The sequence below is a fragment of the Mycolicibacterium doricum genome (assembly GCF_010728155.1).
In the GTDB taxonomy this organism is placed as follows: Bacteria; Actinomycetota; Actinomycetes; order Mycobacteriales; family Mycobacteriaceae; genus Mycobacterium; species Mycobacterium doricum.
Map to the genome: position 1 here is coordinate 471,355 of NZ_AP022605.1, position 24,566 is coordinate 495,920.

At 67.5% G+C, this 24,566-nt stretch carries 23 protein-coding genes and 2 pseudogenes; 13 read left to right on the forward strand and 12 right to left on the reverse strand.

Annotated features, from left to right (window positions below):
* Positions 1 to 70: 70 nt before the first annotated feature.
* Positions 71 to 328 carry an ESX-1 secretion-associated protein gene (locus tag G6N07_RS02385; protein WP_099050206.1) on the reverse strand — a complete coding sequence of 86 codons (258 nt, stop codon included), beginning with the start codon at positions 326 to 328 and terminating at the stop codon, positions 71 to 73.
* 194 nt (positions 329 to 522) lie between these two features.
* Between G6N07_RS02385 and G6N07_RS02390 the strand changes: the two genes are divergently transcribed.
* From G6N07_RS02390 to G6N07_RS02440, 11 genes and pseudogenes are all read left to right on the forward strand, one after another.
* Positions 523 to 741: a type II toxin-antitoxin system CcdA family antitoxin gene (locus G6N07_RS02390; protein WP_085190432.1), complete on the forward strand. Its 219-nt coding sequence runs from the start codon at positions 523 to 525 to the stop codon at positions 739 to 741.
* Positions 738 to 1,148 (forward strand): type II toxin-antitoxin system VapC family toxin, encoded by a 411-nt coding sequence (locus tag G6N07_RS02395; protein WP_085190431.1) that lies wholly within the window; start codon positions 738 to 740, stop codon positions 1,146 to 1,148. Before G6N07_RS02390 ends, G6N07_RS02395 begins: the two co-directional genes overlap by 4 nt.
* Positions 1,149 to 1,256: 108 nt before the next feature.
* Positions 1,257 to 1,685, forward strand: coding sequence for a nitroreductase/quinone reductase family protein (locus G6N07_RS02400; protein WP_085190429.1), 429 nt, complete (start codon positions 1,257 to 1,259; stop codon positions 1,683 to 1,685).
* A 56-nt stretch (positions 1,686 to 1,741) separates the two neighbouring features.
* Positions 1,742 to 2,203: pseudogene (locus tag G6N07_RS02405) on the forward strand (nuclease-related domain-containing protein); the annotation flags it as partial.
* Between the two features lie 153 nt (positions 2,204 to 2,356).
* Complete coding sequence (locus tag G6N07_RS02410; protein WP_163784058.1) at positions 2,357 to 2,698, forward strand: TNT domain-containing protein; 342 nt, start codon at positions 2,357 to 2,359, stop codon at positions 2,696 to 2,698.
* Positions 2,695 to 3,222 (forward strand): Imm61 family immunity protein, encoded by a 528-nt coding sequence (locus G6N07_RS02415; protein WP_085190425.1) that lies wholly within the window; start codon positions 2,695 to 2,697, stop codon positions 3,220 to 3,222. Before G6N07_RS02410 ends, G6N07_RS02415 begins: the two co-directional genes overlap by 4 nt.
* A 38-nt stretch (positions 3,223 to 3,260) precedes the next feature.
* On the forward strand, positions 3,261 to 3,914 hold the full coding sequence (locus G6N07_RS02420) for an NUDIX hydrolase (protein WP_235849724.1): 654 nt from the start codon (positions 3,261 to 3,263) through the stop codon (positions 3,912 to 3,914).
* A gap of 62 nt (positions 3,915 to 3,976) precedes the next feature.
* Positions 3,977 to 5,407, forward strand: a complete 1,431-nt coding sequence (locus G6N07_RS02425) for a DUF3375 domain-containing protein (RefSeq protein ID WP_085190423.1) — start codon at positions 3,977 to 3,979, stop codon at positions 5,405 to 5,407.
* Positions 5,404 to 5,982 carry a DUF4194 domain-containing protein gene (locus G6N07_RS02430; RefSeq protein WP_085190421.1) on the forward strand — a complete coding sequence of 193 codons (579 nt, stop codon included), beginning with the start codon at positions 5,404 to 5,406 and terminating at the stop codon, positions 5,980 to 5,982. Before G6N07_RS02425 ends, G6N07_RS02430 begins: the two co-directional genes overlap by 4 nt.
* Positions 5,975 to 9,349, forward strand: coding sequence for an ATP-binding protein (locus G6N07_RS02435; RefSeq protein ID WP_085190467.1), 3,375 nt, complete (start codon positions 5,975 to 5,977; stop codon positions 9,347 to 9,349). Before G6N07_RS02430 ends, G6N07_RS02435 begins: the two co-directional genes overlap by 8 nt.
* Positions 9,346 to 10,503 (forward strand): Wadjet anti-phage system protein JetD domain-containing protein, encoded by a 1,158-nt coding sequence (locus tag G6N07_RS02440; protein WP_085190419.1) that lies wholly within the window; start codon positions 9,346 to 9,348, stop codon positions 10,501 to 10,503. The genes G6N07_RS02435 and G6N07_RS02440 overlap by 4 nt, the downstream gene beginning before the upstream one ends.
* Positions 10,504 to 10,588: 85 nt before the next feature.
* On the opposite strand, the gene G6N07_RS02445 is transcribed toward G6N07_RS02440, so the two are convergent.
* Positions 10,589 to 11,998, reverse strand: coding sequence for a S1C family serine protease (locus G6N07_RS02445; protein ID WP_085190417.1), 1,410 nt, complete (start codon positions 11,996 to 11,998; stop codon positions 10,589 to 10,591).
* Positions 11,999 to 12,167: 169 nt separating this feature from the next.
* Between G6N07_RS02445 and G6N07_RS02450 the strand changes: the two genes are divergently transcribed.
* Positions 12,168 to 12,848, forward strand: a complete 681-nt coding sequence (locus G6N07_RS02450) for a DUF6766 family protein (RefSeq protein ID WP_235849723.1) — start codon at positions 12,168 to 12,170, stop codon at positions 12,846 to 12,848.
* Between the two features lie 85 nt (positions 12,849 to 12,933).
* Here the strand turns inward: G6N07_RS02450 and G6N07_RS02455 are convergent, their stop codons facing one another.
* The 3 genes and pseudogenes from G6N07_RS02455 to G6N07_RS20840 form a co-directional block, all read right to left on the reverse strand.
* Complete coding sequence (locus G6N07_RS02455) at positions 12,934 to 13,806, reverse strand: LLM class F420-dependent oxidoreductase (protein WP_085190465.1); 873 nt, start codon at positions 13,804 to 13,806, stop codon at positions 12,934 to 12,936.
* A 125-nt stretch (positions 13,807 to 13,931) separates the two neighbouring features.
* The gene (locus G6N07_RS02460; protein WP_085190413.1) at positions 13,932 to 14,510 is read right to left on the reverse strand and encodes a YdcF family protein; all 579 of its coding nucleotides are present in this window, start codon (positions 14,508 to 14,510) and stop codon (positions 13,932 to 13,934) included.
* Positions 14,511 to 14,582: 72 nt separating this feature from the next.
* Positions 14,583 to 14,696 (reverse strand): annotated as a pseudogene (locus G6N07_RS20840) (hypothetical protein); the annotation flags it as partial.
* Positions 14,697 to 14,947: 251 nt separating this feature from the next.
* Between G6N07_RS20840 and G6N07_RS02470 the strand changes: the two are divergent.
* Positions 14,948 to 15,166 carry a hypothetical protein gene (locus G6N07_RS02470; RefSeq protein ID WP_085190411.1) on the forward strand — a complete coding sequence of 73 codons (219 nt, stop codon included), beginning with the start codon at positions 14,948 to 14,950 and terminating at the stop codon, positions 15,164 to 15,166.
* Between the two features lie 70 nt (positions 15,167 to 15,236).
* On the opposite strand, the gene G6N07_RS02475 is transcribed toward G6N07_RS02470, so the two are convergent.
* From G6N07_RS02475 to G6N07_RS02505, 7 genes are all read right to left on the reverse strand, one after another.
* Positions 15,237 to 17,600, reverse strand: a complete 2,364-nt coding sequence (locus tag G6N07_RS02475; RefSeq protein ID WP_085190409.1) for a lysylphosphatidylglycerol synthase transmembrane domain-containing protein — start codon at positions 17,598 to 17,600, stop codon at positions 15,237 to 15,239.
* Between the two features lie 2 nt (positions 17,601 to 17,602).
* A complete protein-coding gene (locus G6N07_RS02480; protein WP_085190407.1) occupies positions 17,603 to 19,405 on the reverse strand; it encodes a sulfatase-like hydrolase/transferase in 1,803 nt (600 codons plus the stop codon).
* On the reverse strand, positions 19,398 to 19,850 hold the full coding sequence (locus tag G6N07_RS02485) for an SRPBCC family protein (protein ID WP_085190405.1): 453 nt from the start codon (positions 19,848 to 19,850) through the stop codon (positions 19,398 to 19,400). The genes G6N07_RS02480 and G6N07_RS02485 overlap by 8 nt, the downstream gene beginning before the upstream one ends.
* Before the next feature lie 58 nt (positions 19,851 to 19,908).
* Positions 19,909 to 21,399, reverse strand: coding sequence for a SulP family inorganic anion transporter (locus G6N07_RS02490; RefSeq protein WP_085190403.1), 1,491 nt, complete (start codon positions 21,397 to 21,399; stop codon positions 19,909 to 19,911).
* Between the two features lie 80 nt (positions 21,400 to 21,479).
* Positions 21,480 to 23,219: an exodeoxyribonuclease V subunit alpha gene (gene recD / locus G6N07_RS02495; protein WP_085190401.1), complete on the reverse strand. Its 1,740-nt coding sequence runs from the start codon at positions 23,217 to 23,219 to the stop codon at positions 21,480 to 21,482.
* Entirely contained in the window at positions 23,216 to 24,133 is a 918-nt protein-coding gene (locus tag G6N07_RS02500; protein WP_179959940.1) for an NYN domain-containing protein, read from the reverse strand. The genes recD and G6N07_RS02500 overlap by 4 nt, the downstream gene beginning before the upstream one ends.
* A gap of 31 nt (positions 24,134 to 24,164) precedes the next feature.
* A complete protein-coding gene (locus tag G6N07_RS02505) occupies positions 24,165 to 24,485 on the reverse strand; it encodes an STAS domain-containing protein (RefSeq protein WP_085190397.1) in 321 nt (106 codons plus the stop codon).
* Positions 24,486 to 24,566: the final 81 nt, after the last annotated feature.

Consider the following 24,566-nt stretch of genomic DNA (forward strand, 5'->3'; position numbering starts at 1 on the left):
GTCGGCGATCTCGGGAGGCCAATCCTTGAGCTCCTTGAGGTTCAGCCGCCATGGAATCAACTCAGGGCGCTCAACCCGCGTCGTCGATTCGCTCCGCGCTGTCCGCGTCAGTGCGCGCATACGCGTCCGCTGCCTCGCGGTGTCCTCGCGCGTGTCTGACGAAATGCTCATCGAACTTCGCGCCGTCGGCTTCCCAGGCCGCCAGCATCCCCGGCAACGCGGCGGCCGCGGACCCCGACCCGAGAGCGGCTTTGCTCGCTCGGGACTGTGCTGCCTGATGCGCTGTCCGAAATCCGCCGGCGTGACCCTCGAGTTTGTCTGCGGTCATACGTAGCTCCGTTGGGTCGGTCTTCAGCGGCTGCTGCGGATGCGACACCGCGCCCCCTTTTCTCTGTTAGCCGCACACTAACACCGCTACGGTGCTCACCGATGCGGCAAATTCGGGCAGGGGATTCCGTAGGGTTAAGGCAAGGCGCGCGGAGGAGCGAGCGGCCGCTGACATATGTGTGTAGATTTGTGTGTATGGCCCGGCTCAACGTGTACGTCCCCGATGAATTGGCGGAGCGGGCCAGAGAGCGCGGATTGAATGTTTCGGCGCTGACTCAAGCCGCGATTCGCGCAGAACTAGAAGATGCTGCGACGGACGCGTGGCTTGAGAGCTTGGATGCCAGGAGCACCAGTGCGCGGCATGACGACGTGTTGGCTGCCATCGACGCCGCCCGCGACGAACTTGGAACATGAGCGCGTCATCCGCGCCGCGGGAGCAGGTGGTCATCGACGCGAGTGCCATGGTGGATCTCCTCGCTCGCGCAGGTGATCGGTACTCGGCGGTGCGAGCGCGACTGGCGCGGACGGTGATGCATGCACCGGCGCACTTCGATGCCGAGGTGCTGTCGGCACTTGGGCGACTGCAGCGCGGCGGTGCGCTCACCGTCGTGCAGGTGGACGCAGCACTGGACGAACTCCGGCGGGCACCGGTGACTCGGCACTGTCTCACGCCCCTGGTCGTCGGAGCGTGGGCGCGCCGCGACACGCTCCGACTGGCCGATGCGCTCTACGTCGAGCTGGCAGATACCGCCGGTCTGATGTTGCTGACCACGGACCAAAGGCTGGCACGTGCTTGGCCTTCGGCTGACGCAATCATCTGAGTGCCGACGGCCCGGGGACCATGCGCGGGAGATGCTCGCCGAGTCGCCAACCCAGCCGTGTGCGCCACTGAGACATCACGGCGGTCGTCGTCGTGTCACCATCGGAACATGGCCGACGACATCCAGTCCGAGCGTGAATTCAACGAACGCAACATCGCGGAGTTTCGTCGCAACGGCGGCAAGGTGGGTGGGCCGTTCGAGGGTTTCCCGCTGCTCATCATGACCACCACGGGCGCCAGGTCCGGTGCCCAGCGCGAGAAGCTGGTCGGCTACTTCGACATCGACGGCAGGATCTACGTCGTCGGCTCCGCCGCGGGGCGCGACTCCAGCCCCGCATGGGTGTTCAACCTGCGCGCGCATCCGGATATCACGGTTGAGATCGGGAACGAGCCGCCCCACCGGCGCACTGCCCATGAACTTCCGCGTGACGAACGCGACCGCATCTTCGAGATCGTCAAGGAGCGCGCCCCCGGCTTCGCCGAGTACGAGAAACGGACGCACCGTGTCATTCCGGTCTTCGAGCTACGCGCGGTCTGATCTGGGACGGCGCGCAAAGCCATGGTGGTCTCACCCGTAGACGGGAAGCCGGCCGCATGAGCATCACGCCCGATGAGCAGCCCCTACTCAAGAGCTCCGAGCGCAGCACCTATCGAGCGCTGATCGACCAGCTCGAGCCCAATGATCTCGTCGTGCCGGGTCAGCGCGTCACCGACCATCTCAAGGATCACGAGGTCGACTTCGTCGTGGCCATCGAGGGCGCCGGCATCGTGTGCATCGAGGTCAAGGGCGGCGAGGTCTGGCACGACGGCGACGGCTGGCGCCAGGTCCGCGGCGGCCGCGAGTTCGCCATCGAACCCGTGCGCCAGGCCCGCGAAGCCTGTTACGCGCTGCGCGACTTCATCGAGAAGGACCCGCGCTGCACGCAGGGCCGGCTGCGCTGGGACCACGTCGTCGTCCTGCCCAACACGGAGCTGCCCGACGACTTCGGCTTACCGGACTGTCCGCGTTGGAAAGTCATCGATCGCAGCGACATCGGCGGATTGGCGCGGCGACTCAACGTGCCGTAGCGGTGCGAGGCCTGACAATTACAGACCTTGATGGAGGGGCTCAGTTACGTCCATGGCGCAACTGCCCTCGAGGTCGACGTTGGTCCAGGCCGGGCAACTGTCCGAATCGGCCACTGTGCCGGACGCTCGTTAGTGCCGTCTATGACGCCATGGACGCGCTTTTTCACGCGCGACTTCGGTGCGCAAGGCGACGGCTTAGCCCATGTCGACAGGCTCGGCAAAATCGACGGTGAATACCTTGGTTTGATGCCCGACGGCGTGCCAGCGACATTCGAGCAGCGTTCACTGCCGATTTGCAATCTGACTCAGCCCTACCACCAGTACTTGTTGTCCAGTGAGTTGCCGACGGGATGGAGGGTCGAGGTCTCCGAAGTTGCGCCGGCTTTCGCGCGAGAAGCGGGTGGGATTCAGGTGCTCGTGCTTGATACGTTAGAAAGGCCTGTCACCGTGAGCACACTCAAGGAGGTAGGACTCCTTCGATGAACCCGCTCAGCCCTTACCGCGAACTGATGAGCTGGGCGAATCGAGCCGGATATTCGGTGACGCCCACAGATCAGACGAATGCAACCGTGTTCTGGTCAGATCCAGGTGGTGAGATCCGATACTACTGCCGCAACGAATACGGCCAGCGCGTGAGCTTGACTCGAGTAACTCGCGAAGGCCCCGAGGAGCTTGTCCTGATAGCTGCGACGAACGAAGTCCTGCAGCGATACCTGATCGGACGGTTCGGGAATGTCATTCGAGACGAACTTGGGCTGGACGTCTTGCGCGCACCATGGACAGTTGATCAAGTGGCAGAGGGGTACGCAGTCACCGACATGGGCGACGATGGCTGCCGTGCTCTCTTGAGGGACGGCTCAGTTGTCGCCAAGGCACCAGAAGCCACGTTGAGCCTCCTTACGCTGGTCCCGCTGTCCCACTACATGCGATTGAGCATTGCTGACTTGATGGACTCATTCCTCGACCCACATGGGGCGCCACTGCTCGAAAACGGGCATTATGCATAGCGGGTCCGCCGTGACCGCGGGCGTTTGGCGTCGTCTGTATGACGACCGTCGCGGACGTCCTGGCGAAAGGAACCCATGGAGTTCGAGGCGACATTCCTCTCACGAGAACACCGCAACTTCCGAGTCGAGACGACACGCTGGGGCTGGTGGTCCTCGAGGTGCGCCGGGCCAACGGGCCGGGCTGGGCGCTGCCCGGCACCTTCCTGCACGAGGGGGAGCGGCTCGCCGACGCCGTCGACCGGTCGTTGCGCGTCAAGGCCAACGTCCGGGGTCTGCGACCCCGCCAGCTTCAGGTGTTCGACGACCCGGCCCGCGACGACCGCGGTTGGGTGTTGTCCGTCGCGCACGTGCAGGTGGTGCGGATCGACCAACTCGACTCCCGCTTCCCGGAGGCGACGCGGCTGGTTCCGGTAGCCCGCGCCGGCCGGCTGCCGTACGACCACGCCGACATCATCGTGCGGGCCGTCGAGCACATCCGGTCCCGTTACGCCGACCAGCCCGACCCCGACGGGCTGTTGGGGGAGGAGTTCACGCTGCGGGAGCTGCGCTCGGCGCACGAAGCGGTGGCTGGAGCACCGTTGCAGCGGGACAGCTTTCGTCGGGCGATGGAACCCAAGCTCGACGCCACGGGCGTGACGACGAGCGGCTCGCGGGGTCGCCCAGCCGAGTTGTTCCGTCGCGCTCAGGCGTGAGTACGGCGCGGCGTGGCCAGTCGGGCGGCAATCTGTCGGAGGTATTGCCTACTCTCGCGGTCATGGATTTCACCGCGGTCACCGCCCTGCGCGACCGGCATCCGGCATGGCGGCTGCTCCGCGCCGGCAACGCGGCGCTGATCCTGTCCTTTCTCGGCGAATTCTTCGTCGAGGGCAACCGTGGGGCGTGCGCGGCGAGCCAGGTCGCGGACGCCTTGGACGACCATCTGTATGCGCTCAACGCCGAGAACGCCGAGCCGCAGTTCCCCAAGGATCCGCGCTCCTACCTCGAGGACTGGGCAGCCACGGAGGCCGGCTATCTGCGGCGGTTCTACCCGCCGGGTGACGACGAAGTGCACTACGAAGTCACGCCGGCGTTCGAAAAGGCCTACTCCTGGGTGCTCAGCCTTCCGGGCCGATCATTCGTCGGCACCGAGTCCCGCCTGCATACCGTTGTCGCGCTGCTGCGCCAGATCGTGCACGGAACAGAAGTCCACGCCGAGGTTCGCTTGGCCGAACTGCATCGTCGCCGCGACGAGATCGACGCCGAGATCGCCGCCGTCGAGGCCGGCGACGTGGCCATGCTCGACGCCACCGGGGTGCGGGATCGCTATCAACAATTGTCGACGACCGCGCGTGAGCTGCTGTCGGACTTCCGTGAAGTCGAAGAGAACTTCCGGCTGCTGGACCGCTCCGCGCGAGAGAAGATCGCAGCATGGGAGGGCTCGAAGGGCGAACTGCTCGCCGAGTTGGTCGGCAGCCGCTCGGAGATCACCGGCTCCGACCAGGGGCGGAGCTTTCAGTCGTTCTACGAGTTTCTGCTCTCCGAGCAGCGTCAGGCAGAGCTTGCCGATCTGCTCGCCAGGGTCGCGGGCCTCGACGCCATCAAGGTCGACCACCGGATCCGCGACATCCATCACGACTGGTCGGAGGCGGCCGACCGCGCGCAGCGCACCGTGCGGCAGATCTCCGAACAGCTGCGCCGCTTCCTCGACGACCAGGTGTGGCTGGAGAATCGCCGTGTCCTCGACTTGGTTCGCGCGGTGGAGGCCGTCGCCCTCGAGGTGCGCGAGAAGCCCCCGGCCTTCGGGCTGGAGGTCGACGAACCCGGCATCGACATCGCGCTGCCGTTCGAGCGGCCGCTGTACCAGCCTCCGGTGGCGGTCCAGGTCGAGAGTCACGTCGCGCAAGCCACCGAAACCGTCGATGCCGACCTGCTGTTCACCCAGACCTACATCGATCAGGTACGTCTGGCCGAGACCATCCGCGCCGTCCTGCCCGAGAACTCCTCGGCACTGCTGTCCGATGTCGTCGCGTTACATCCGATCGAGCAGGGGGCCGCCGAGATCGTCGGCTACCTCGCGCTCAACGACGAGGAGTTGACGATCGACTTAGACGACACCGACGAGACCGTCCTGGAGTATCCCGATGCCGGCGACCCGGACATCATCAAGCGGGCCAGACTACCGAAGGTGACGGTTCGACGCCGATGAGCAACGAACGCGCTGTCGCCGCCGCCATCATCCGGCTGATGCAAGGCGTCGTCTACCGCACCTCCGACGAGGACACCTGGCTGACACTGGAACGCGCCGGTGCCGGCGTTCGAGACCACTTCGCCACCATCGGCATCGACGTGGTGGTCGACGACGCCGAGGGATACGCCTACCTGCGCTCCCGGCCATCCGAAGACGGCGAGGAGGCATTGCCGCGGCTGGTGCGCCGGCGGGCCCTGACGTACAACGTCAGCCTGCTGCTGGTCCTGCTGCGTAAGCGGCTCGTCGAATTCGAGACCAGCGGTGGCGAGGGCCGACTGGTGCTGAGCACCGACCAGATCGTGGAGATGCTGCGGCTGTTCCAGCACGAGTCCACCAACGACGCACGCGTGGTCGACCAGGCAGAGACGACCGTCAAGAAAGCCGCCGAACTAGGCTTTCTGCGCCAATTGCGTGGTCAGCGCGACCATTGGGAGGTGCGGCGCATCCTCAAGGCCTACGTCGATGCGCAGACCCTGTCGGACTTCGCGAGCAAACTGCGCGAGTATGCCGGGACGGCGGCCCCAGATGACTGAAATACTCTCTGCTGCAGTCGAACCCCGCGGGGCGGGGTATCGGCTGCAGTACGCGGAGGTCTACAACTGGGGCACCTTCGACGGCCAGGCGTGGCGGTTCACCCCCGGAACGGAGACCTCGCTGCTGACCGGTGACATCGGTTCGGGCAAGTCGACCATCGTCGACGCGCTGACCACATTGCTGGTGCCGTCGCACAAGGCCGCGTACAACAAAGCCGCCGGCGCCGACGCCAAGGAGCGCACGCTGCGTTCCTACGTCGAAGGGCACTACAAGTCGGAACGCAACGAGACCACCGGGAAGTCGCGACCCAAGGGACTGCGTGAGGACAAACGCACCTACTCGGTGATCCTGGGCGTCTTCTGTAACCACGGTCACGACGAGACGGTCGCCTTGGCCCAGGTGTTCCAGCAGCGGGAAAGCACCGGGCAGCCGTATAGGTTCTTCGTGACGGCTCCCAAGGAACTGTCGGTGGCGACGGACTTCGCCGATTTCGGGTCAGACCTGCGCGAGCTACGCAAGAGGCTGCGAGGCAGCGGTGCGGAGATCTTCGACGAGTTCCCCAAGTACGCGACCGCGTTGCGCCGTCTCCTGGGCATCCGATCGGAGCAGGCGCTGGAGCTTTTCCACCAAACCGTATCCATGAAATCGGTAGGCAATCTCAATGATTTCGTGCGCGACCACATGCTCGAGCCGAGCGATTCGACCGACCGCGTCCGCGACATCATCGGGCATTTCGACGATCTGACCAGAGCGCACGACGCCGTCAAACGCGCGCGCGAGCAACTCGAAGCCCTCGAACCCGTCGTCGAGACCGCAGCGAAGTACGATGCCGCCCTCGCCGAGCGCGGCGAGCTGGAACGGCAACGGGCGGCGGTTCGGCTCTTCATCGCCGAAGCACGCTCCAAGCTCCTGGGCATCGAGATCGCCGGGCTCCAGGCGGACGGCGCGGCCCTGTGGCATCAGCGCGATGCCGCCGAAGCCGAGCAGCGAAAGCTCAGCCACGAGCGCGAATCCCTGATCGAGGAGCGCGCGAAAGCGGGCGGGGATCGGATCGGCGAGTTGGAGCGGCTCGCCACCGAGGCCCGATCCCAGGCCGACGCGCGTCGTCAAACCAGGACGTTGTTCGACAAGGCCGTCAGCGATGCCGGGTTGAAACCGGTGGCGGACCGGGAAGCGTTCGTCGCGCTGGCGTCGCTGGCCGCCGCCGAACGCTCCCGATTGGCCGCCGAGAAGAAGGACCTCGACGCCGTCACCGTCGACGCGATCGGCCGGGAACGAGAGTGCCGGCGCAGGTGCGACGCCGTCGTGGAGGAGATCGCGAGCCTGGAGCAACGCACCGACAACCTGCCGCACGAGCAGGTCGCGGTGCGCGCGGAGTTGTGCGCGGCGCTCGGGCTGACGCCGGACGAGCTGCCCTACGCCGGTGAACTGCTCGACGTGGACGACGAGCATGGCGAATGGCGAGGAGCCGCGGAACGGCTGCTGCGCGGGTTCGCGCTGTCGTTGCTGGTGCCGCAGCGACACTACGAGGCGGTCGCCGGATGGGTGAACCAGCGCACACTCACCGTCGCCGGCCGAGGGGCGAAGCTGGTCTACGAACGGGTTCCCCAACACCGCGTGCGGCTGCAGCCGACGGGGCACGACGGACTGCTACTCGCTGACTGCATCGAGGTCCGTGAGGGCCCGTTCGATGAATATCTGCGCACCGAGCTGCTCAAGCGCGCTGACTACCGTTGCGCGACAAGTCTCGGGCAGTTCCGCAGCGAGCGGCGGGCCGTCACCCGCGAAGGTCAGGTACGTTCCGGGGACCGGCACGAGAAGGATGACCGGCATCGCGTCGACGACCCCCGCCGCTGGGTGCTTGGTTGGGTCAACGAACGCAAGATCGCCGCGCTGCGTGCCGAACTCGACGACCTGAAGAACGAACGCGAGCAGGCTGCCGCGGCGGCGACCAGGCTCGGCGAGCAGCGGGACGGGCTGCAGCTTCGGATGGACGCGTTGCTGCGCGTGGAGGGGTTCCGGTCGTGGACCGACCTGGACGTCGACGACGCCCAATTGCGGGCCGAAGCCTATGACGCCGAACGCCTCCGATTGCAGGCGGGATCATCGCGGCTGGAGGAGATCACCCGGGCACTGGACCGAAATTCCCAGGACGCCGCTGCTGTCGCGGAATTGATCACCGAACTTACCGGGGCTCTCGCCACCACCCAGGCTGCCATGCAACGCGCGCAACAGGACCGCGCACGCGACGCCGACTTCGTCGGCACCCACACGGGCGAACGACTGGAAACGTTGCGCGCGTCCTACCCGGCACTGCGTCAACGTCTCGCGAGTAACCCGCCCGCACGCGCCGCCGACTGTGCCGAGGCTGAGTCGATGCTCTCGACCGACCTGCACCGGCGCATCGAACGGCTGTCGGGTCAGCTCAACGGTTACGGGCTGAATCTAGGCCAGTACATGCTCGAGGTACTCCGCCGTTGGCCCGAGCTGCATGCGGACATGGACGCCAACGTCGAGGCGCGCGGCGACTTCCTGGCCTTCCGCGACCGCGTCGCCACCGACGATCTGCCGCGCTTCGAAAGCGAATTCAAGGACCAACTCAACAAGAACGCCATCCAGGAGCTGGCAGGGTTCAACAACTGGCTCAACCGGCAGGCCGCCGCCATCGATGAACGTATCGACCGGATCAACCGCGCACTGGGCGCCGTCCCGTACAACCCGGGGCGCTTCATCCGCTTGGAGAAGGAACCGACTACCAATCAGGATGTCGCTCAGTTCCGTTCGGACCTGCGCAACCTGACCAACGACATGCTGGCCGCCGACGGCGACCAATATTCCGAGCAGCGCTTTGTCGACGTGAAGCGGATCATCGAGCGTTTCCGTGGCCGGGACGGCTATGCGGAGTCGGACAGGAATTGGACTCGTCGGGTCACCGACGTACGCAACTGGTTCGTGTTCTCGGCGTCTGAACGTGACGTCGACACCGATGTCGAGTGGGAGCACTACAGCGATTCCGACGGCAAGTCCGGCGGGCAGAAAGAGAAGCTCGCCTACACGATCCTGGCGGCATCCCTGGCCTACCAGTTCGGACTTGAATGGGGTGCCGAGAAGTCGCGGGACTTCCGATTCGCCGTCATCGACGAGGCGTTCGGGCGCGGATCCGATATCTCGACGCGGTACGCGCTGGACCTTTTCGCGATGCTGGGCCTGCAACTACTGATCGTCACACCGTTGCAGAAGGTGCACGTCATCGAGCCGTACGTGAAGTCTATCGGCATCGTCGACAACCCGACCGGTACGTATTCGCGGCTGCAGACCATGACGATCGAGGAATACCGGAGGCGGCGTGACGGACATCGGTCGTGAGCCGCGGATGGACCACCCCTGAGGACATCGCCGGCAAGGTCAGGCGCCGATGGCACGACGGTTCGCTGTTGTGTGCGTACGCCACCGATGACCCGTTCACCGCGATCGAAGTGTCGCTGCGCGGTCCCGGCTCGGCGCAGATCGGCGACGACATCGCGACGGTTCGCGAGTGGGTGACGGCCTTGGACCGGGGGCGCCGCGACGACACGCGGTACGCATTGGAATGGAAACTGGTGGGCGGCAGGCACTTGGGCCGCAACCGGTTACCGGCCCGCGCGGTCATCTCGACACCGGATCAGGCTTGGACGTTGCTGGGTGTGACGGCGGTGGTCCGCCGCTTCGACGAGCTACTGGAGTCGGCTCAGCGGCATCCGCGGATTCGCGACTGGATCGTGGCGCATCCCCACCGGGCGCTGGAACTGTCCGCAGAGCTGCCGCGGCTGATCGCCGCCTACGAGTGGCTCGACGGTCACCGCCGGTCACAGCGCTATCTGCGCGAGATCAGCGCACCCGGGGTGGACACGAAGTTCGTCGAGCGGCACCGTTCGGATCTGGCCGGCATGCTCGGGGTTTCCGCCTCGGCCCACGGTTTCCTGGTCGACCTGGGCCTGCGGCTCAAGCCCACGTTGGTTCGGCTGCGGCCGGCCGCGTCGTTGGGTTTGCCTGCCCCGCTCACCGAGCTGGCGGTTCGTTCCGAGGAGTTGGCGCGGCTCGACGTTCAACCGCGGGTCGCGGTGATCATCGAGAACGAGGTAACTTATCTGAGCGCCGAAATTCCCGCCGACGGCGTGGTGATCTGGGGCAAGGGCTTCGAGGTCGGCAGCGTGGGTCGGTTGCCCTGGCTGGTTGGCGTCGATGCGGTGTATTGGGGAGACATCGACACCCATGGATTCGCGATACTCGATCGGCTGCGGGCATGGCTGCCGGAGGTTGTGTCTGTGCTGATGGACCGCGCCACTCTGATGGCCCATCGCGACCGCTGGGTGAGCGAAGGCCGTCCGGCGACGTCCGCCCTGACGCGCCTGACACCCGACGAGCACGACCTCTACCGGGACCTGGTGGAGGACAGCCTCGGCGAGCGGGTCCGGCTCGAACAGGAACGTATCGACTGGGATTGGGCCAACGAGCAGCTGCGATCCGTCACCCGCGGATAGGCGACCGGGGCGCTCCGGGGGGAGCGTCAGCTCGCGGCCGGTGGATCACGTTGGCTGCTCAAGGTCAACGGCGATGTCCCTACGGCTACGTCGTCGGCTTGCCCGCGATCGGTTCGACGGTCAACGTCATCGGCTTGCCTTCTCGCACGATCTCGACGGGCGTACCCTTGCCGATCTGGAGTTGGCGCACCGCCACGACGAACCCGTCGAGGTCACCGACCTCACGGTCACCGATCTTGACGATGACGTCGCCGTCCTTGATCCCGGCACGCTCCGCCGGCTCACCCTGCTTCACCTCGGTCACTTTCGCCCCGGCCGCGCCGGTATCGCTGACCGACTGCGCGGTCAAACCCAAGGTGGGATGGGCTATCGCACCGTCACGCATCAGCGTCTCGACGACATGCTTCACCTCGTTGACCGGAATCGCGAAGCCCAGACCGCTGGCGCTGTCGGAGAGCGACTTGCCCGCCGCGTTGATCCCGATCACCTGGGCATTCATGTTGATCAGCGGGCCACCGGAGTTGCCGTGGTTGATCGCCGCGTCGGTCTGTACCGCGGAGATGACGATGTCCTCACCCGAACGCTCCGCCGAGAGCCGCACCGCGCGGTTCAGTGCGCTGACGATGCCCACCGTGTCGGTGCTGCGCAGACCCAGCGGCGCACCCACGGCGATCACCTGCTGGCCCACCCGCAGGCGACTCGAGTCACCCAGCCGCGCGACCGTCAGGTCGTCGACATTGTTGACCTTCAGCACCGCCAGATCCGTCACCGGGTCGCGCCCGACGACGTGCGCAGGCACGGCCTTGCCGTCGTTGAAGATCACCGACAGCTTCCACTTGTTCGTATCACTGGCGGCCTCTTCAACGACGTGGTTGTTGGTGACGATGTAGCCGCGGCCGTCGACGACGACACCGGAGCCCTGCGCCGCGGACTGCTCGCTGATGGCCTCGATGGTGACCACGGAGTCGGCGACCGCGCGAGCCACGGTGGTGAACCGGCCCTCGGGCTCATCGTCGCGGGCGGTGTTCGACACGTTCACCTTCGGAGTCGAGAACGCCTCGATGATCGACGCCGTCTTGCTGCCCATCCACCCGCCGGCCAGCCCGACCACCAGCGCCAGAACACCGAGCAGGGCGAGCGCGGGGCGCGACACCTTTCCGCTGAACAGCACGTCGACCAATCCGAGCTTGGGACCGGACGCGGCGGGCTCAGGTGCAGCGGCCGCGGGCGGCGGCGTTTCCGGTTCGGCCTGCGGCGGCCACGGCTCGGCGGCGTCGGCGTCGGCGTGGGCCTTGGGGTGTCCGAACACCTCGTCGAGGACGGGGCCGGGGGACTGGTCCGTCGGCGTGTATTCGCCCTGGTGATGACGGCGGTCAGGCGCCGCGAACGCTCCCGGTACGCCATCGGGCCGGCCGAACGCCCGCTGGGTCACCGGATCGACCGCCGAAGGGCCGTCACCAGACCTTTCACCCATTGGCTGGTCTCGCTCGCTCACGCGCGCTCACTTCCTCCATCGACGTCTCGGTAGTTGCCACCCTCCATCATGCCGTCAACCACCGGCCGCCTGGAGCTCAGTTTGGTTCGCCGCAGGTGCGAGGCCGCCGCTCAGCACGGTGACGACGACGCTGTCTACGGCCCTGTCACGACGAGTGGATACTGACCAGGTGACTCGCGAACCGCGTCGTAGATGGCTTCCCGACAACGGGCTTCTGCTGGCATGTCTCGGGCTGTTCGCCGTGTTCTTGGTCGCCATGATCTTCTCCGGGGCCGCCGCCTACAACCAGGAGCAACACGACCACGGCTCCCAGCACACCATTTCGGTCGTCGCGTACCTGACCACCGGCCATTTCCTGGAGGCCACCTTCGAGAACTGGGAGTCGGAGTTCCTGCAGATGGGGATGTACGTCGTCTTGACGGCATTCCTGTATCAGCGGGGTTCCTCGGAATCCAAGCCCATCAGCCAGAAGGCGCCTCAGGATGCCGACCCGCGTCACGCGAAGATCACCGCCACCACGCCCTGGCCGGTTCGGCGGGACGGATGGACACTCAAAGTCTACGAAAACTCTTTGGCGATAGCGTTCTTCGTACTGTTCTTCGCGTCGTGCACGTTGCATGCGGTGGGCGGCGTCGCCGCATTCAACGAAGAACAGGCCCAGCACGGACAACCGGCGATCTCGCTCTGGCGGTACCTCACGACCTCGCAGTTCTGGTTCGAGTCGATGCAGAACTGGCAGAGCGAGTTCATCGCCGTCGCCGCGATCGTGGGTCTGTCCGTGTTCCTGCGCCAGCGGGGTTCGGCCGAGTCCAAACCCGTCGAGGATCCGCACCGCGAAACCAGTGCCTGAGTTACCGGTGAGCGTCACGTGGCGACAACGGTCGGCAGGTGGCGTCGGACGTCGTCGCCCTCGCCCGCCAGCTGGGGCGTGCCGGCTAACCCAGCTCGGCGAGTCGCGGCACCACCGGTGCGACGCCGTCGATCCATTTCGCCGGGGACCCGCCCGGCGCCATGACGATCGCGGTATGTACCCCGAGCTTCGCGTAATCGGCCATGGCGCGAAGGAACTCATCCGTCGACCCGGGTTCAGGCCGTGGATCGTGCGGCATGATCGTGACGCGGATGTCATCGACGTTGCGCCCGACATCGTCGCAGTGCCGCCGCAGCACCTCAAGTTTGTGGGCGACTTCCTCTGGCGAGCCGAACAGGTTGCACGCGTCGCCGTACTGTGCGACCAGCCGCAGGGTCTTGCGTTCACCGCTGCCGCCGATCAGCACCTTCGGCCGGTTGATCGGCTGTGGTGAACAAAGCGTCTCCGCCAACTGGTAGTGCTTGCCCTGGAATGGTCCGTTGTTGGCGGGGTCCCACATCTGCGCGCAGATCTGCAGCGTCTCCTCGAGACGCTCGAAGCGTTCGGCGAGAGGGGGATACGGTACACCGAGCGCGCGGTGCTCGCGCTCATACCATGCGGCGCCGATCCCCAGCCACGCCCGTCCACCCGACAACACATCCACCGTCGTCACGGTCTTGGCCAGCAGGCCCGGATGCCGATACGTCACGCCGGTGACCAGCAGGCCGAGGTCGATGGTCGATGTATGCGCGGCCATGAACCCCAGGGAGGTGTAGCCCTCCAGCATGTTGGCTTCGGCCGGCAGGCCGGTGGGCTCGATCTGGAAGAAGTGGTCCATGAACGACAGCCACGTCGCCCCGGAGGCTTCCGCCGCCTCGCCCACGCGGGCGAGCTCACCGGCGATGGCGGGGGTTCCGCCGTCGATGTCGAAGATGGGTAGGTGAAATCCGAGTTCCATGACTTCGGACAACCAGTGGGACCGGCGGGGCATTCCCGCTACCGGCGACCGACTTCGGGTAGACCCCGTCACGGAGACCCGGCAGCGCGGGGTACCCCTCGTGTCGTGCGGTGCAACCGGGCGCGTCAGCCGTGGTTGACGAGCGGGCTGATGACGTCGCGGGCGAACTGCGCGGCGTTCACCCCAGGGCTGCCGTCGGGATAGCTGACCGTCGCGAGCAGGTTCGCGCCCGCGTCGACGAAGTTGTCGTCGGCTCGGTCCTGATGGGTGGAGGAGGTGACGAGGATGATTCCGGAGGTGCCGGCTTCCTCGGCGAGAGGAACCGAGAAGCGGGCGTTCTGGACGGTGCTGGTCGCCTTGTCCTCCACGATGATCCGGTGCGCGGGGAAGCCGAGGAGGGTCAGCATGCGCCGCATCGCCGCGGCCTCGGTGACCCCATTGCGGGGGTTGCCACCGGTGACGATGATCGGTGACTGTGGGAAAAACTGCGCGACCGTCAGCCCGCTGATGACGCGGCGGCGCAGAATCGGCCGCATCATGCCGTTCGGTTCGAGTCCGTAACCGAGGATGACGATGGCCGGCTTCGAGAAGTCCTTGACCGCCGCGGTTGGTTGCGCGTGGGCGACGGGCGGGCAGACGTCGGCGACGATGCCGGCCACCGCGAGGGCGATGGCCGCCACGGCGGTTCTCCAGGTTCTCCGCATGCGCTCTCCCGACTCCTGCGGCCAACGGGGTTGGTGCTGCTGACGGTGTGATCGTGATCTGCGTCGCCGGTGTTACGCAAGGGCCCGGGGACGGTGCGCCTTTCCGGTGACACGCCCGTCAGCCGCGCGGTCCGCGCTCTCGACCACCACCTCGTTCCTGACGCCGGACACCGTCACGCTCGCGCAGTGTCCGTAATCGTCACCGTGTTCGACACCCCCTCACGTTGGTCAGGCTGTCGTCACAGGCGACTCGTTTCTCTCCCTCGACTCCGGTTGCGCGGCAGCCTGATACGGGTCGTAAACCGACTGCGTACAGGCCGCGGAGATGATGGTGATATTCATCACGATAGGTTAGAATTGTGCTGAAAACCACAGTCATGTTCGCCGCCACAACGAAACACTTCGCCGCCACGACGAAACACAATGAAAGGTCACCCATGGACGCGCTCGACAACGGTTCGCTGAGACCAGTGCGGCCCGCGGCCACACGCCGTGCCAAGCGGACCGATCACCACACCCTTCAGTCGATCGTGCTGGCAGTGCTCTTCGTCGGCGGCATCGTCGGCGTGGCGGGCGCACTGATCCAGGGTCAGAACACCGCCGCCTTCTTGATCGGGCTCTTCGTCAGCGCCGTCATCCTGGGCGCCCTGTCCTAGGTGCGTTCGGCGGGGTGCCGCCTGACGAAGCGTGGCATCGGTCTCTGATGTGCTCACCGTCGAGCGGCGCTTAGACCATCTCCCGCCGGGTGAGCCACCGCAAGACCTGCCAGCCGACGAACACCGGCAGCCAGCACGTCAGCACGCGGTACAGCAATACCGCGGGCACCGCCACCGCGGCCGCCACCCCGAACGCCGCCAGCCCGCCGATCAGCGCCGCCTCCACCGCGCCGACCCCACCCGGGGTGGGTGCCGCCGACGCGAGCGTGCCGCCCACCATCGTCACCACGGTCACGGTGACGAACGAGGTGTCGCCGCCGAACGCTTCGATGCTCGCCCAGAGCGCGAACGCCGCCCCCAATGTGGTTGCCGCGCAGCCCAGCACGACGAGCGCCAGGCGCTGCGGTTCGGCGGCCAGGTCCCGGAGGTCGCCCAGCACCTCGAGCAGCCTCGGCCGCACGGTCGTGAGCGCCCACCGCCGCAGCTGGGGCACCACCACGACGGCGGTCCCCACTGCCAGCAGCACTGCGGCGATCACGTACAGCACGATCCGCGACGGCACGAACTGCCGGAGGTTCGCCGACGCACCGGCCACCGCGCTGAACAGGATCAGCAGCGTGATGTGCGTGACCACCTGCACCGACTGTTGCAACGCGACCGCAGTCGTGGCCCGCACCGCGCCGAGGCCGGCCTTCTGCAGGAATCGCGTGCTCAGCGCCAGCCCGCCCACCCCGGCCGGGGTGGTGGTCGCCGCGAACGTGTTGGCGATCTGCATCAATACCAGACGCCGGAAGGTCACCAGCCCGTCGGCGCACGCCCACAGCGCCGCCGCGGCGCCGAGGTACTTCAGCGTCGACACCGCCAACCCGAGCAGGGCCCACCACATGTTGACGTTGCGCAGCTCGTTGGAGAACGTGGGCACGGCGGTGAGGAACGGGTAGGCGACATAGACCAGCGCGCCGATCAGCACCAGCTGGATGATCTGGTTGCGGGTGAACCGGGTGATGTTCTCGGTGCTGATGCTGTCGGTGCCGGTCTGACGCATCACCTCTTCGCGGGTCGCCGTCGCGACGGACCGCGCATCTGACAGCTGCTTCCAGAACCGTTCGCCCACTGCATGTTTGGTCAGACGGCGCGATGCGACGAGAACAGCATCCGCACCGAGCACCTCGATCGCCGCGGCGACCGCCGATTCGGTGTCGTGCAGCTCAGCGGTGGTCAACAGCAGCTGTGCGACATCGGTCTGCAGCTGCGCGTCCGTGGCACCGTACTCGGCGTACCCGAACCCCCCGAACTGCACCGCGCCGCCGTCGACGGTGATCTCCGCGGCCCGCAGATCACCGTGGGAGATCGTCCGGGTGTGCAGTCGGCGCAACGCCTCCCACACGTTCTGCAACGGGGTGTCCTCGTCGATCGGCGCACCGTGGACCGCGTCGTGCGCGTAGAGCGCCCAGTTGCGCGCCAGCGTCGCCACCGCCACCGACGAGGTGTTGGCCAGTCCGGCCTGGCCGATCGCGATCGCCATCAGCGCCCGGTGCTCGACGGCGCGACGCAAGGAGGTCTGCCACGGGGCCGTCTCAGACGACCGAAGCCGTAGCTTGCGCCATACCTGCCGCAGCGCGCCGCCGCTGCGCTGATTCGGCCCGTACATGTGCACCGTCGCGTGGCCCTGGCCCACGGTGTCGGCGGTCATCACCAGCGGGCCTCGGCCGGCCGGCCGCACCACCGTCAGCGCCGTCACGTCGAATCCGCGCCGTGCCAACGCCCGTACGGCGTCGACCAGCGGCACCTCCAGCGCGGGCGTTCCGACCACCAGCACGACCAGCGCCCCGACGAACCAGCCGACCGCGAGCCCGAGCAGTGAGCGGGCCGGGACGACCGCGCTGACCACCAGATGGATCGGCACGAAGGCCAGCAGCAGCGCCCACCACCAGTGCCGCCACCGTGCCGGCACCCACGGGCCCGACACGGTCAGCACCGCGGCGAGCATCGCGATCCACCGCGGGTCGTCGAGGATCTGCGACAGCAGCGTGTCGAGCCGGTCGGACAGGTCGAAATGCCATCGCGGCGCGGCGATCCCGTTGCCGGTGATCGACAACGAGAGCACCGCGATCAGCCCGGCAGCGGCGAACGCGCCGAGTAACCGCCACTGCCGCACGATGATCAGCCCGACCAGGATGACGAACGGCAGCGCCAGGATCGAGATGCCGTAGGCCAGATAGACCAGGTTGGACTGTGTCGGGGTGAGTACCCCGACGATCTCGGAGATCGACCGCTCGAGCGCGCTCCACTCGTAACGGGTGATGAACGAACTGGTGATCACGACGGTCAACAGCACCGTCGCAAACGCCAGGCGCAGGATGTCGTTGGTGCGTCGAGTCAGCGGCAGCAGCAGGCTGCCCGATACGGCGATCTCGCGCCCGTCGACTCGCATAGTCAGTCCGCGGCGCCGACCCCCAGGCGTCCGAGCACCCGGCCGACGAGGCCGACGCGTACCTGTCCGGTCGGTGGGCGGCGGACTGCGTAAGGCCACGGTTGATTGCGCTCCGGGATCGATTCGGTCCTGACGTGTTTGAGCTGCTGCCGCAGGTCTGCGCGCAGCTCGTGCAGTTCGGGGTCGCCCCAACGGTTGACGGCTTCGGTCGGGTCGTCGGTGAGGTCGTAGAGCTCCCACTGGTCGTCGAGCGGGCCGGCGCGGTACACCTCGCCGCCGAGACCGTTGGCTGCGAGGTGACGCACGCCCGGTTCGGTCCAGGTGGCCGGATCGTCGAAGCTGCGCACCAGCTTCCACAGCCGTCCGTCGACCTGCGTCACCAGTCCTTCGAAGTTGGACGCCACATGGGCGGGAACCCGAATGCGCAGCGGGCCGGGGGGATTGACGGTGCGCTTCAGTTTGCGCCCCAAACCGGATGCGCCGCTGTCGCCTTCGAGTATGTTGTCGCGGGTCATGAGGTACACCGCACGGTCCTCGTCGGGTCCGGCCCCGTCGACCACGGGCATCAGGTCCCGGCCGGGCAGGGGGTGCACCTCGGTGAACGCCTCGGCGAGCACGGCAGCCGTCGCGGCGACGTCCACACCGGCGACGCCCAGCAGCGTCGGCACCAGGTCGACATGCGAGGTGGGCGCGGTGACCGTGCGGGCCTCGGTGGCCTGCGAACCCGTCCTGGCGATGACGAATGGCACCCGGGTGGCCTCGTCGTAGAGGTTGAACCATTTCTGGTGCAGGCCGCCGTGCGCGCCGAGCAGGTCGCCGTGGTCGGCGGTGCGGACCAGCACCGCTTCTTGCGAACCCTCGACGACGGCGCGGCGCACCCGGTCGAGCGGACCGTCGACCTCGGCGTGCAGGCGGTAGTACAGGTCGCGATACTGCTGGGCGTTGCGCTGGTAGGTGCCCTCCATGACCGCGGCCGGACCGTAGCCGGAGTAGTAGGCCTCGCGGAACGCAATCTGGGCGGCCGGTTTGGTCGACAGGTCCTCGTCGGCGGTGGGCGCCGCGGGCACGTGCGGCGGGTCGAGCGGAGAGGGCTTCACGGGGCTGCGCCGCACCCACTGCGGGAACAGCACGATGTCGTGCGGGTTGACGAAGCTGGCCACCAGCAGGAACGGCCGCAGCGCGTCAGCGTCGCCGGCGCGGCGGCGCGCGTAGCGGTCCTCCAGCCACCCCACCACCCGGGCGGCGATCAGCGGGTCGCGACGAAAGCCACTGTTGGACAAGGCCGCTCCGTGCGGTTCGGGCCCGATCCAGCCGGAGAACCCGTACGGCCCCAGCGGATCGGCGTCGAGGTAGCGCCGCACCGCAGCCGGGTCCACCACACCCTCGTCGTCGTTGGTGTCCAGCGGCAGCCCGGTGGCGGGGTCGGTGAGGTCGGCGTGGGAGATGTGCCACTTGCCGTCGTAGTGGGTGTCGTAGCCGGCGGCGCGCAACCAGTTGCCCAGCGTCGGCACCTCACCCTGGCGCAGCCAGCGCATCCGCGAGTCGTCGTACGTCTTGCCGATGCCGTCGGTCTGGGTGACGCCGTGCAGATCGGGGTACTGCCCGGTGAAGATGGTCGGGCGGCTGGGCACGCACGCCAGCGATCCGGTGTAGTGGCGGGCGAAGCTGACACCGTGCTCGTCGAACCACCTGCGGCCGGGCAGCGCGTGGCTGCGCCACGCCAGCACCTCGGGTGCCTCGTACGGCGGTACGGCCCGCTCCTCGTCGGTCATCAGGATGACGATGTCGGGCCTGGGCTCAGACATGTGTGGTCTCCGATCGCGTTGCCAGGCCAGCGAGCATGGTGTTGGACAATTGCGCCATCAGCAGACCGACCAGCCGGCCGGCGAGGGCGCGTACCCGGCCGGGTCCGAGGTCCACGCTGGTGGTCAGGGTGACGGTGGTGGCGCCGGGCCGCTCGGGCCGCACCGTCCACCGATTGTTGAGGCGGCGCATCCAGCGGGGGACACCGGCGATGTCGTAGGCCAGCGTGGTGGGGGCGTCGAATTCGGTGATCGTCTCCACCAGGGTGACGCGGCGGATCTGGACGCGGCGGGTGGTGCCGACGGGCCCGTCGGGATCGGTGCTCAGCACGCAGGAGTGGTCGACGGCCGACATCCAGTCACCGATCGCCCCGAAATCGGCGAGCACGTCCCACACCCTCTGCGGGTCGGCGCGCACCGTCCGCCGACGACTGATCTGGGCGACCACAGGGCCACCCTACGGTGCCGGGCGCGCCGTGGTCAGCAGTAACGGGCGAGTCGCTCTCTCAGTGTGAGCCTGCCAGCCGGCCGGTGAGGCGCCGGTGGCGTTCGGCGCTGTTGTCATCGAGGCCGACGATCGTGACGTTCTTACCCTTGGCCGCGTACTTGGTGGTGATCGAGTCGAGCGTCGCGACCGTCGAGGCATCCCAGATGTGGGCGCCGGACATGTCGATGACCACGTTGGCCGGATCGCCGGCGTAGTCGAACTGGTAGACCATGTCGTTGCTCGATGCGAAGAACAACTCGCCGCTCACCGCGTACACCTGGGTGTCCTCGTCGGGCCGGTCCACCTTGACGACGTCGGTGAGGTGGGCGACGCGCCGGGCGAACAGAACCATCGCGGTCAGCGTGCCGACGGCCACACCGTAGGCGAGGTTGTCGGTGCCGACGGTGACGGCGACGGTCACGAGCATCACCGTGGTCTCGCTCTTGGGCATGCGCGCCAGCGTCTTCGGCGCGATGCTGTGCCAGTCGAACGTGCCGACCGACACCATGACCATCACGGCGACCAACGCGGCCATCGGGATCTGCCCGACGATGTCGCCGAGCCCGACGACCAGCGCCAGCACGAAGGCGCCGGCGAGGAAAGTGGAGATCCGGGTGCGCGCCCCACAGGACTTCACGTTGATCATCGTCTGCCCGATCATCGCGCAGCCACCCATGCCGCCGAAGAAGCCGGTGACGATGTTGGCCGCGCCCTGTCCGAGTGATTCACGGGTCTTGTCGGAGTGGGTGTCGGTGATGTCGTCGACGAGCTTGGCGGTCATCAGCGATTCCATCAGGCCGACGATCGCCATGGTGAGCGCGTACGGGGCGATGACGCCGAGCGTTTCGAGGGTGTACGGGACGTCGGGCAGCAGGAAGGCCGGCAGCGTGCTGGGCAGCTCCCCCTCGTCGCCGACGGTGGGCACCGACCAGCCGAAGACCAGGCAGGCGCCGGTGAGCAACACGATCGCCACCAGCGGCGCCGGGATGGCGGTCGTGATCCTGGGCAGCAGCACGATCATCGCGATGCCGACCACGACCATCGGATAGACCAGCCACGGCACCCCGAGCAGATGCGGCAGCTGGGCGACGAAGATCAGGATGGCCAGCGCGTTGACGAATCCGACCATGACGCTGCGCGGGACGAAGCGCATGAGCCGGGCGACACCGAGGCCGCCGAGCACCAGCTGGAGGATTCCGGCCAGGATGACGGCGGCGATCAGGTAGTCCAGACCGTGGCTGTGCACCAGCGGGGCGACGACGAGCGCGACCGCGCCGGTGGCCGCCGAGATCATCGCGGGCCGGCCGCCGAGGATGGCGACGGTGACGGCCATGGTGAACGAGGCGAACAGTCCGACCTGCGGATCGACGCCGGCGATGATCGAGAACGAGATGGCCTCGGGGATCAGGGCCAGCGCGACGACCAGTCCGGCGAGGACCTCGGTGCGGAGGCGTCTGGGTGAGCGCAGTGCGGCGAGTACCGACTGTTCTTCCTGCGGTGTGGTGCGCAAAGCCGCCCACTCCCTTCATTCATGGGATTTGAGGCCATGGGATTTGAGGCGCAACGCTGCGCGAACCCCCGGAACCCTACTCAGGTCTGATCTCGGCGCGGACCGCGCAACCGCTCCGCCAGACCCGACGCCCGCACCACGCGCCGCTCGATCGCCGCGCGCACCGCCGCCTCGGAACCGACCACCCGCACCTTGGTCTTCGCCCGGGTGACGGCGGTGTAGAACAGCTCGCGGGTCAGCAGCCGTGACTCTTCGTCGGGGAGCAGCACGGTGACCTCCTTGGCCTGGCTGCCCTGGCTCTTGTGGATCGTCATGGCATGCACGGTGTCGACGTCGGCGAGCCGGCTGGTGGAGAACTCGACCGGTCCGGCGCCCGAACCCACGACGGCGGCCAGCCCGTCGTCCCGCATGACCGTCACGCCGGTGTCACCGTTGTAGAGCTTCAGCCCGTAGTCGTTCGCGGTGACCAGCAGCGGCCGCCCGGCGTACCAGTCTGACCAGATCGGCTCCCCCGTCGCATCGGTGAGCCAGCGCTCCACCTGCCGGTTCCACTGGCGGACGCCGTACGGTCCACGCCGGTGCGCACATAGCAGGCGGTGGTCGTCGAGCGTGGCCAACGCTGCCCGCGCGTCTCCGAGGATCGCCGCCTCGCGTAGCCGCAACGCGTGCGGCACGAGCACTGTGCGCAGCCGCTCAGCCGGGTTGTCGGTGTCGAGCCATTCGATGTCGGGGCCGCCGTCGCGCAGCAGGCCGATCACGTCGCCGGTGCGGCCGTCGCGGATCGCCGAAGCCAGCGCACCGATCGGCGCGCCGAAGCGGTGTGAGGTGACCAGCCGGGCGATCCGCGCGTCGTCGCGCGCTCCCAGCCCGTCGACCAGGTCGGCGAGCACCGCCCCGGCCTCGACCGAGGCCAACTGGTCGGCGTCGCCGACGAGCAGCAACCGGCTGTCGGGCCGCACGGCCTCGAGCAACCGGGCCATCAGCGTCAGCGACACCATCGACGTCTCGTCGACGACGATCACGTCGTGCGGCAGCCGGTTCCCCCGGTGGTGGCGGAACCGCGACGCGTTGTCCCGGCGCCGCTGCAACAGCCGGTGCAGCGTCGAGGCGGTCAGTTCGGGCAGCCGGTCGCGGTCTACGGCGTCGAGCTCGGCGATCTGCAGGTGCACGGCTTCGAGCAGACGGGCCGCGGCCTTACCGGTCGGGGCGGCCAGCGCGACGCGCAGCGGTGGCCGGTTCCGCAGCGAGGCCTGCTCGGCGAGCAGCGCCAGCAAGCGCGCCACCGTTGTCGTCTTGCCGGTTCCCGGGCCGCCGGTCAGCACGGTAAGCGACTGCGAGAGCGCGATTTCGGCCGCGACACGCTGCTCGGGAAAGTCCGCGACGGGGAACAGGCGGTCGAGGCCGGGCCCGTCACCGGACGGCGAGGATTCCAGCAGCGCCAGCACGTCGTCGCACACCTGTTGTTCCTCGCGCCAGTAGCGGTCGAGGTAGAGCAGATCACCCGAGGACCCGGCGTGGAGCCTCAGCACCGGAGGCGTGCCGGTCAGCGGGCTCGCGCGCACGGCCGCGAGCCATGACTCTGGGGCGGGCCAGGGTAACGCGGGCAGGCCAACCTGGGTCGCGACGGAGCCGAGGTCCACGCACACGGACCCGTTGCGCAGGGCGCGGACCGCGAACGCGACGGCCAGCGCCACGGATTCTTCTGTGTCGCCGGCCATCTCGGTGAGCCGCCGGGCAACGTGCACGTCGGCGGGTTCGAACACCTGCGCGTCGGTGAACTCACCGAGCAGCCCGGTCACCGCGAGGGTGCCGACGCTCATGAGTCGCCGGCACCGCGCAGCCGCACCATGCGGGTGGTCGAGCTCTCGTCGAGTTCGACCAGATCTGCGTGTGACCGCAGGAAGTCGCTGAACGACCGGTAACCGAGCGACTTCTCGTTGAACGACGGATCCATCCGCTTCATCTGCGCTTTGACCGCCGAGTTGTGCAACCAGTCGGCGTCGTCCTTCTCCAGGCCGATCCGCAACGCGCGCATCAGCAGCGCGGTGGCGGCGTCCGCGGGATCGGGCTCGGGCTCGGGCTCCAACTCGGGCTCGGACTCGTCGGACTTTTCCGGCTTGCGGCGGCGGGTGCGTTTGGCCGGCTCGGCCTTGTCGCTGTCGGCGGCCTCCACAGGCGTGGGGACGGGGACGCCGGGCAGCGCGTCGTAGGTGACGAACTCGTCGCAGGCGGCGGCCAGCGACCGGCTCGACGCGCCAGCCACCCCGATCCCGACCACGTAGCGGCCGAGCCGTTTGCAGCGCTGCGCGAGTGCGATGTAGTCGGAGTCGCCGCCGACGATCACGACGTGGGTCAGGTCGGGCAGCCGGAACATGTCCTCGACCGCGTCGACGGCCAGTCGGATATCGGCGCCGTTCTTGCCGTAGGCGGCGGCCGGGAACAACTGCACGAGATCGACGGCGCGCGCCACCAGCTGGCCGCGGTAGTTCGCGTTGACGTCGGAGGACCAGTCCGCGTACGCGCGGGTGAGCACGAGGGTGCCGAACGAGGACGCGAAGTCGATCACCGCGCCGATGTCGACGGTGGCACGCTGCAGCTTCTCGGCGAAGTCGTCGGCGTCCTTGGTCTTGTCCCGGTGGTACGAGCTGCGGCCGTTGACCTGGTCGTAGCGCGAGATGACGATGTTGTCGAAGTCGAGGTAGACAGCGACGCGTGTGGCTCCCGGTTCCGTCACCCGTTCAGTGTGGCCTATCGGATTCCCGACGTCAGGCGGCCTGCGGCATCGTGCAGTGGGGATCGCAGATGTCGAGGACTCGGCGCACCGTCGGGTTGCTCACCAGCGTCCACGCCACCTCGGCGCGCGCGCAGCGCTCGCCGATGGTGCACAGCACGGAGAACCCGGTGGTGGACAGGAAGTCGACCCCGGTCATGTCGAGCGTGAGCCGACGCGAGTTCGCACCGCGACGCAGCACGTAGTCCTCCAAGTCAGCGGCGTTCGCCGCGTCGACGGATCCGGCGACGGTGATGCGGGCCTCGAACGGGGCGAGCCACTCGGTGGTGAACGTCAAATTGTCGATAGAAGGCATGGGATCTAGCTCCGAAACTGCGCCATCGGCGCTTATGAGAAGGGCGCGTTATGAGAAAAATGTGGCGGACGGCGTCTGCGG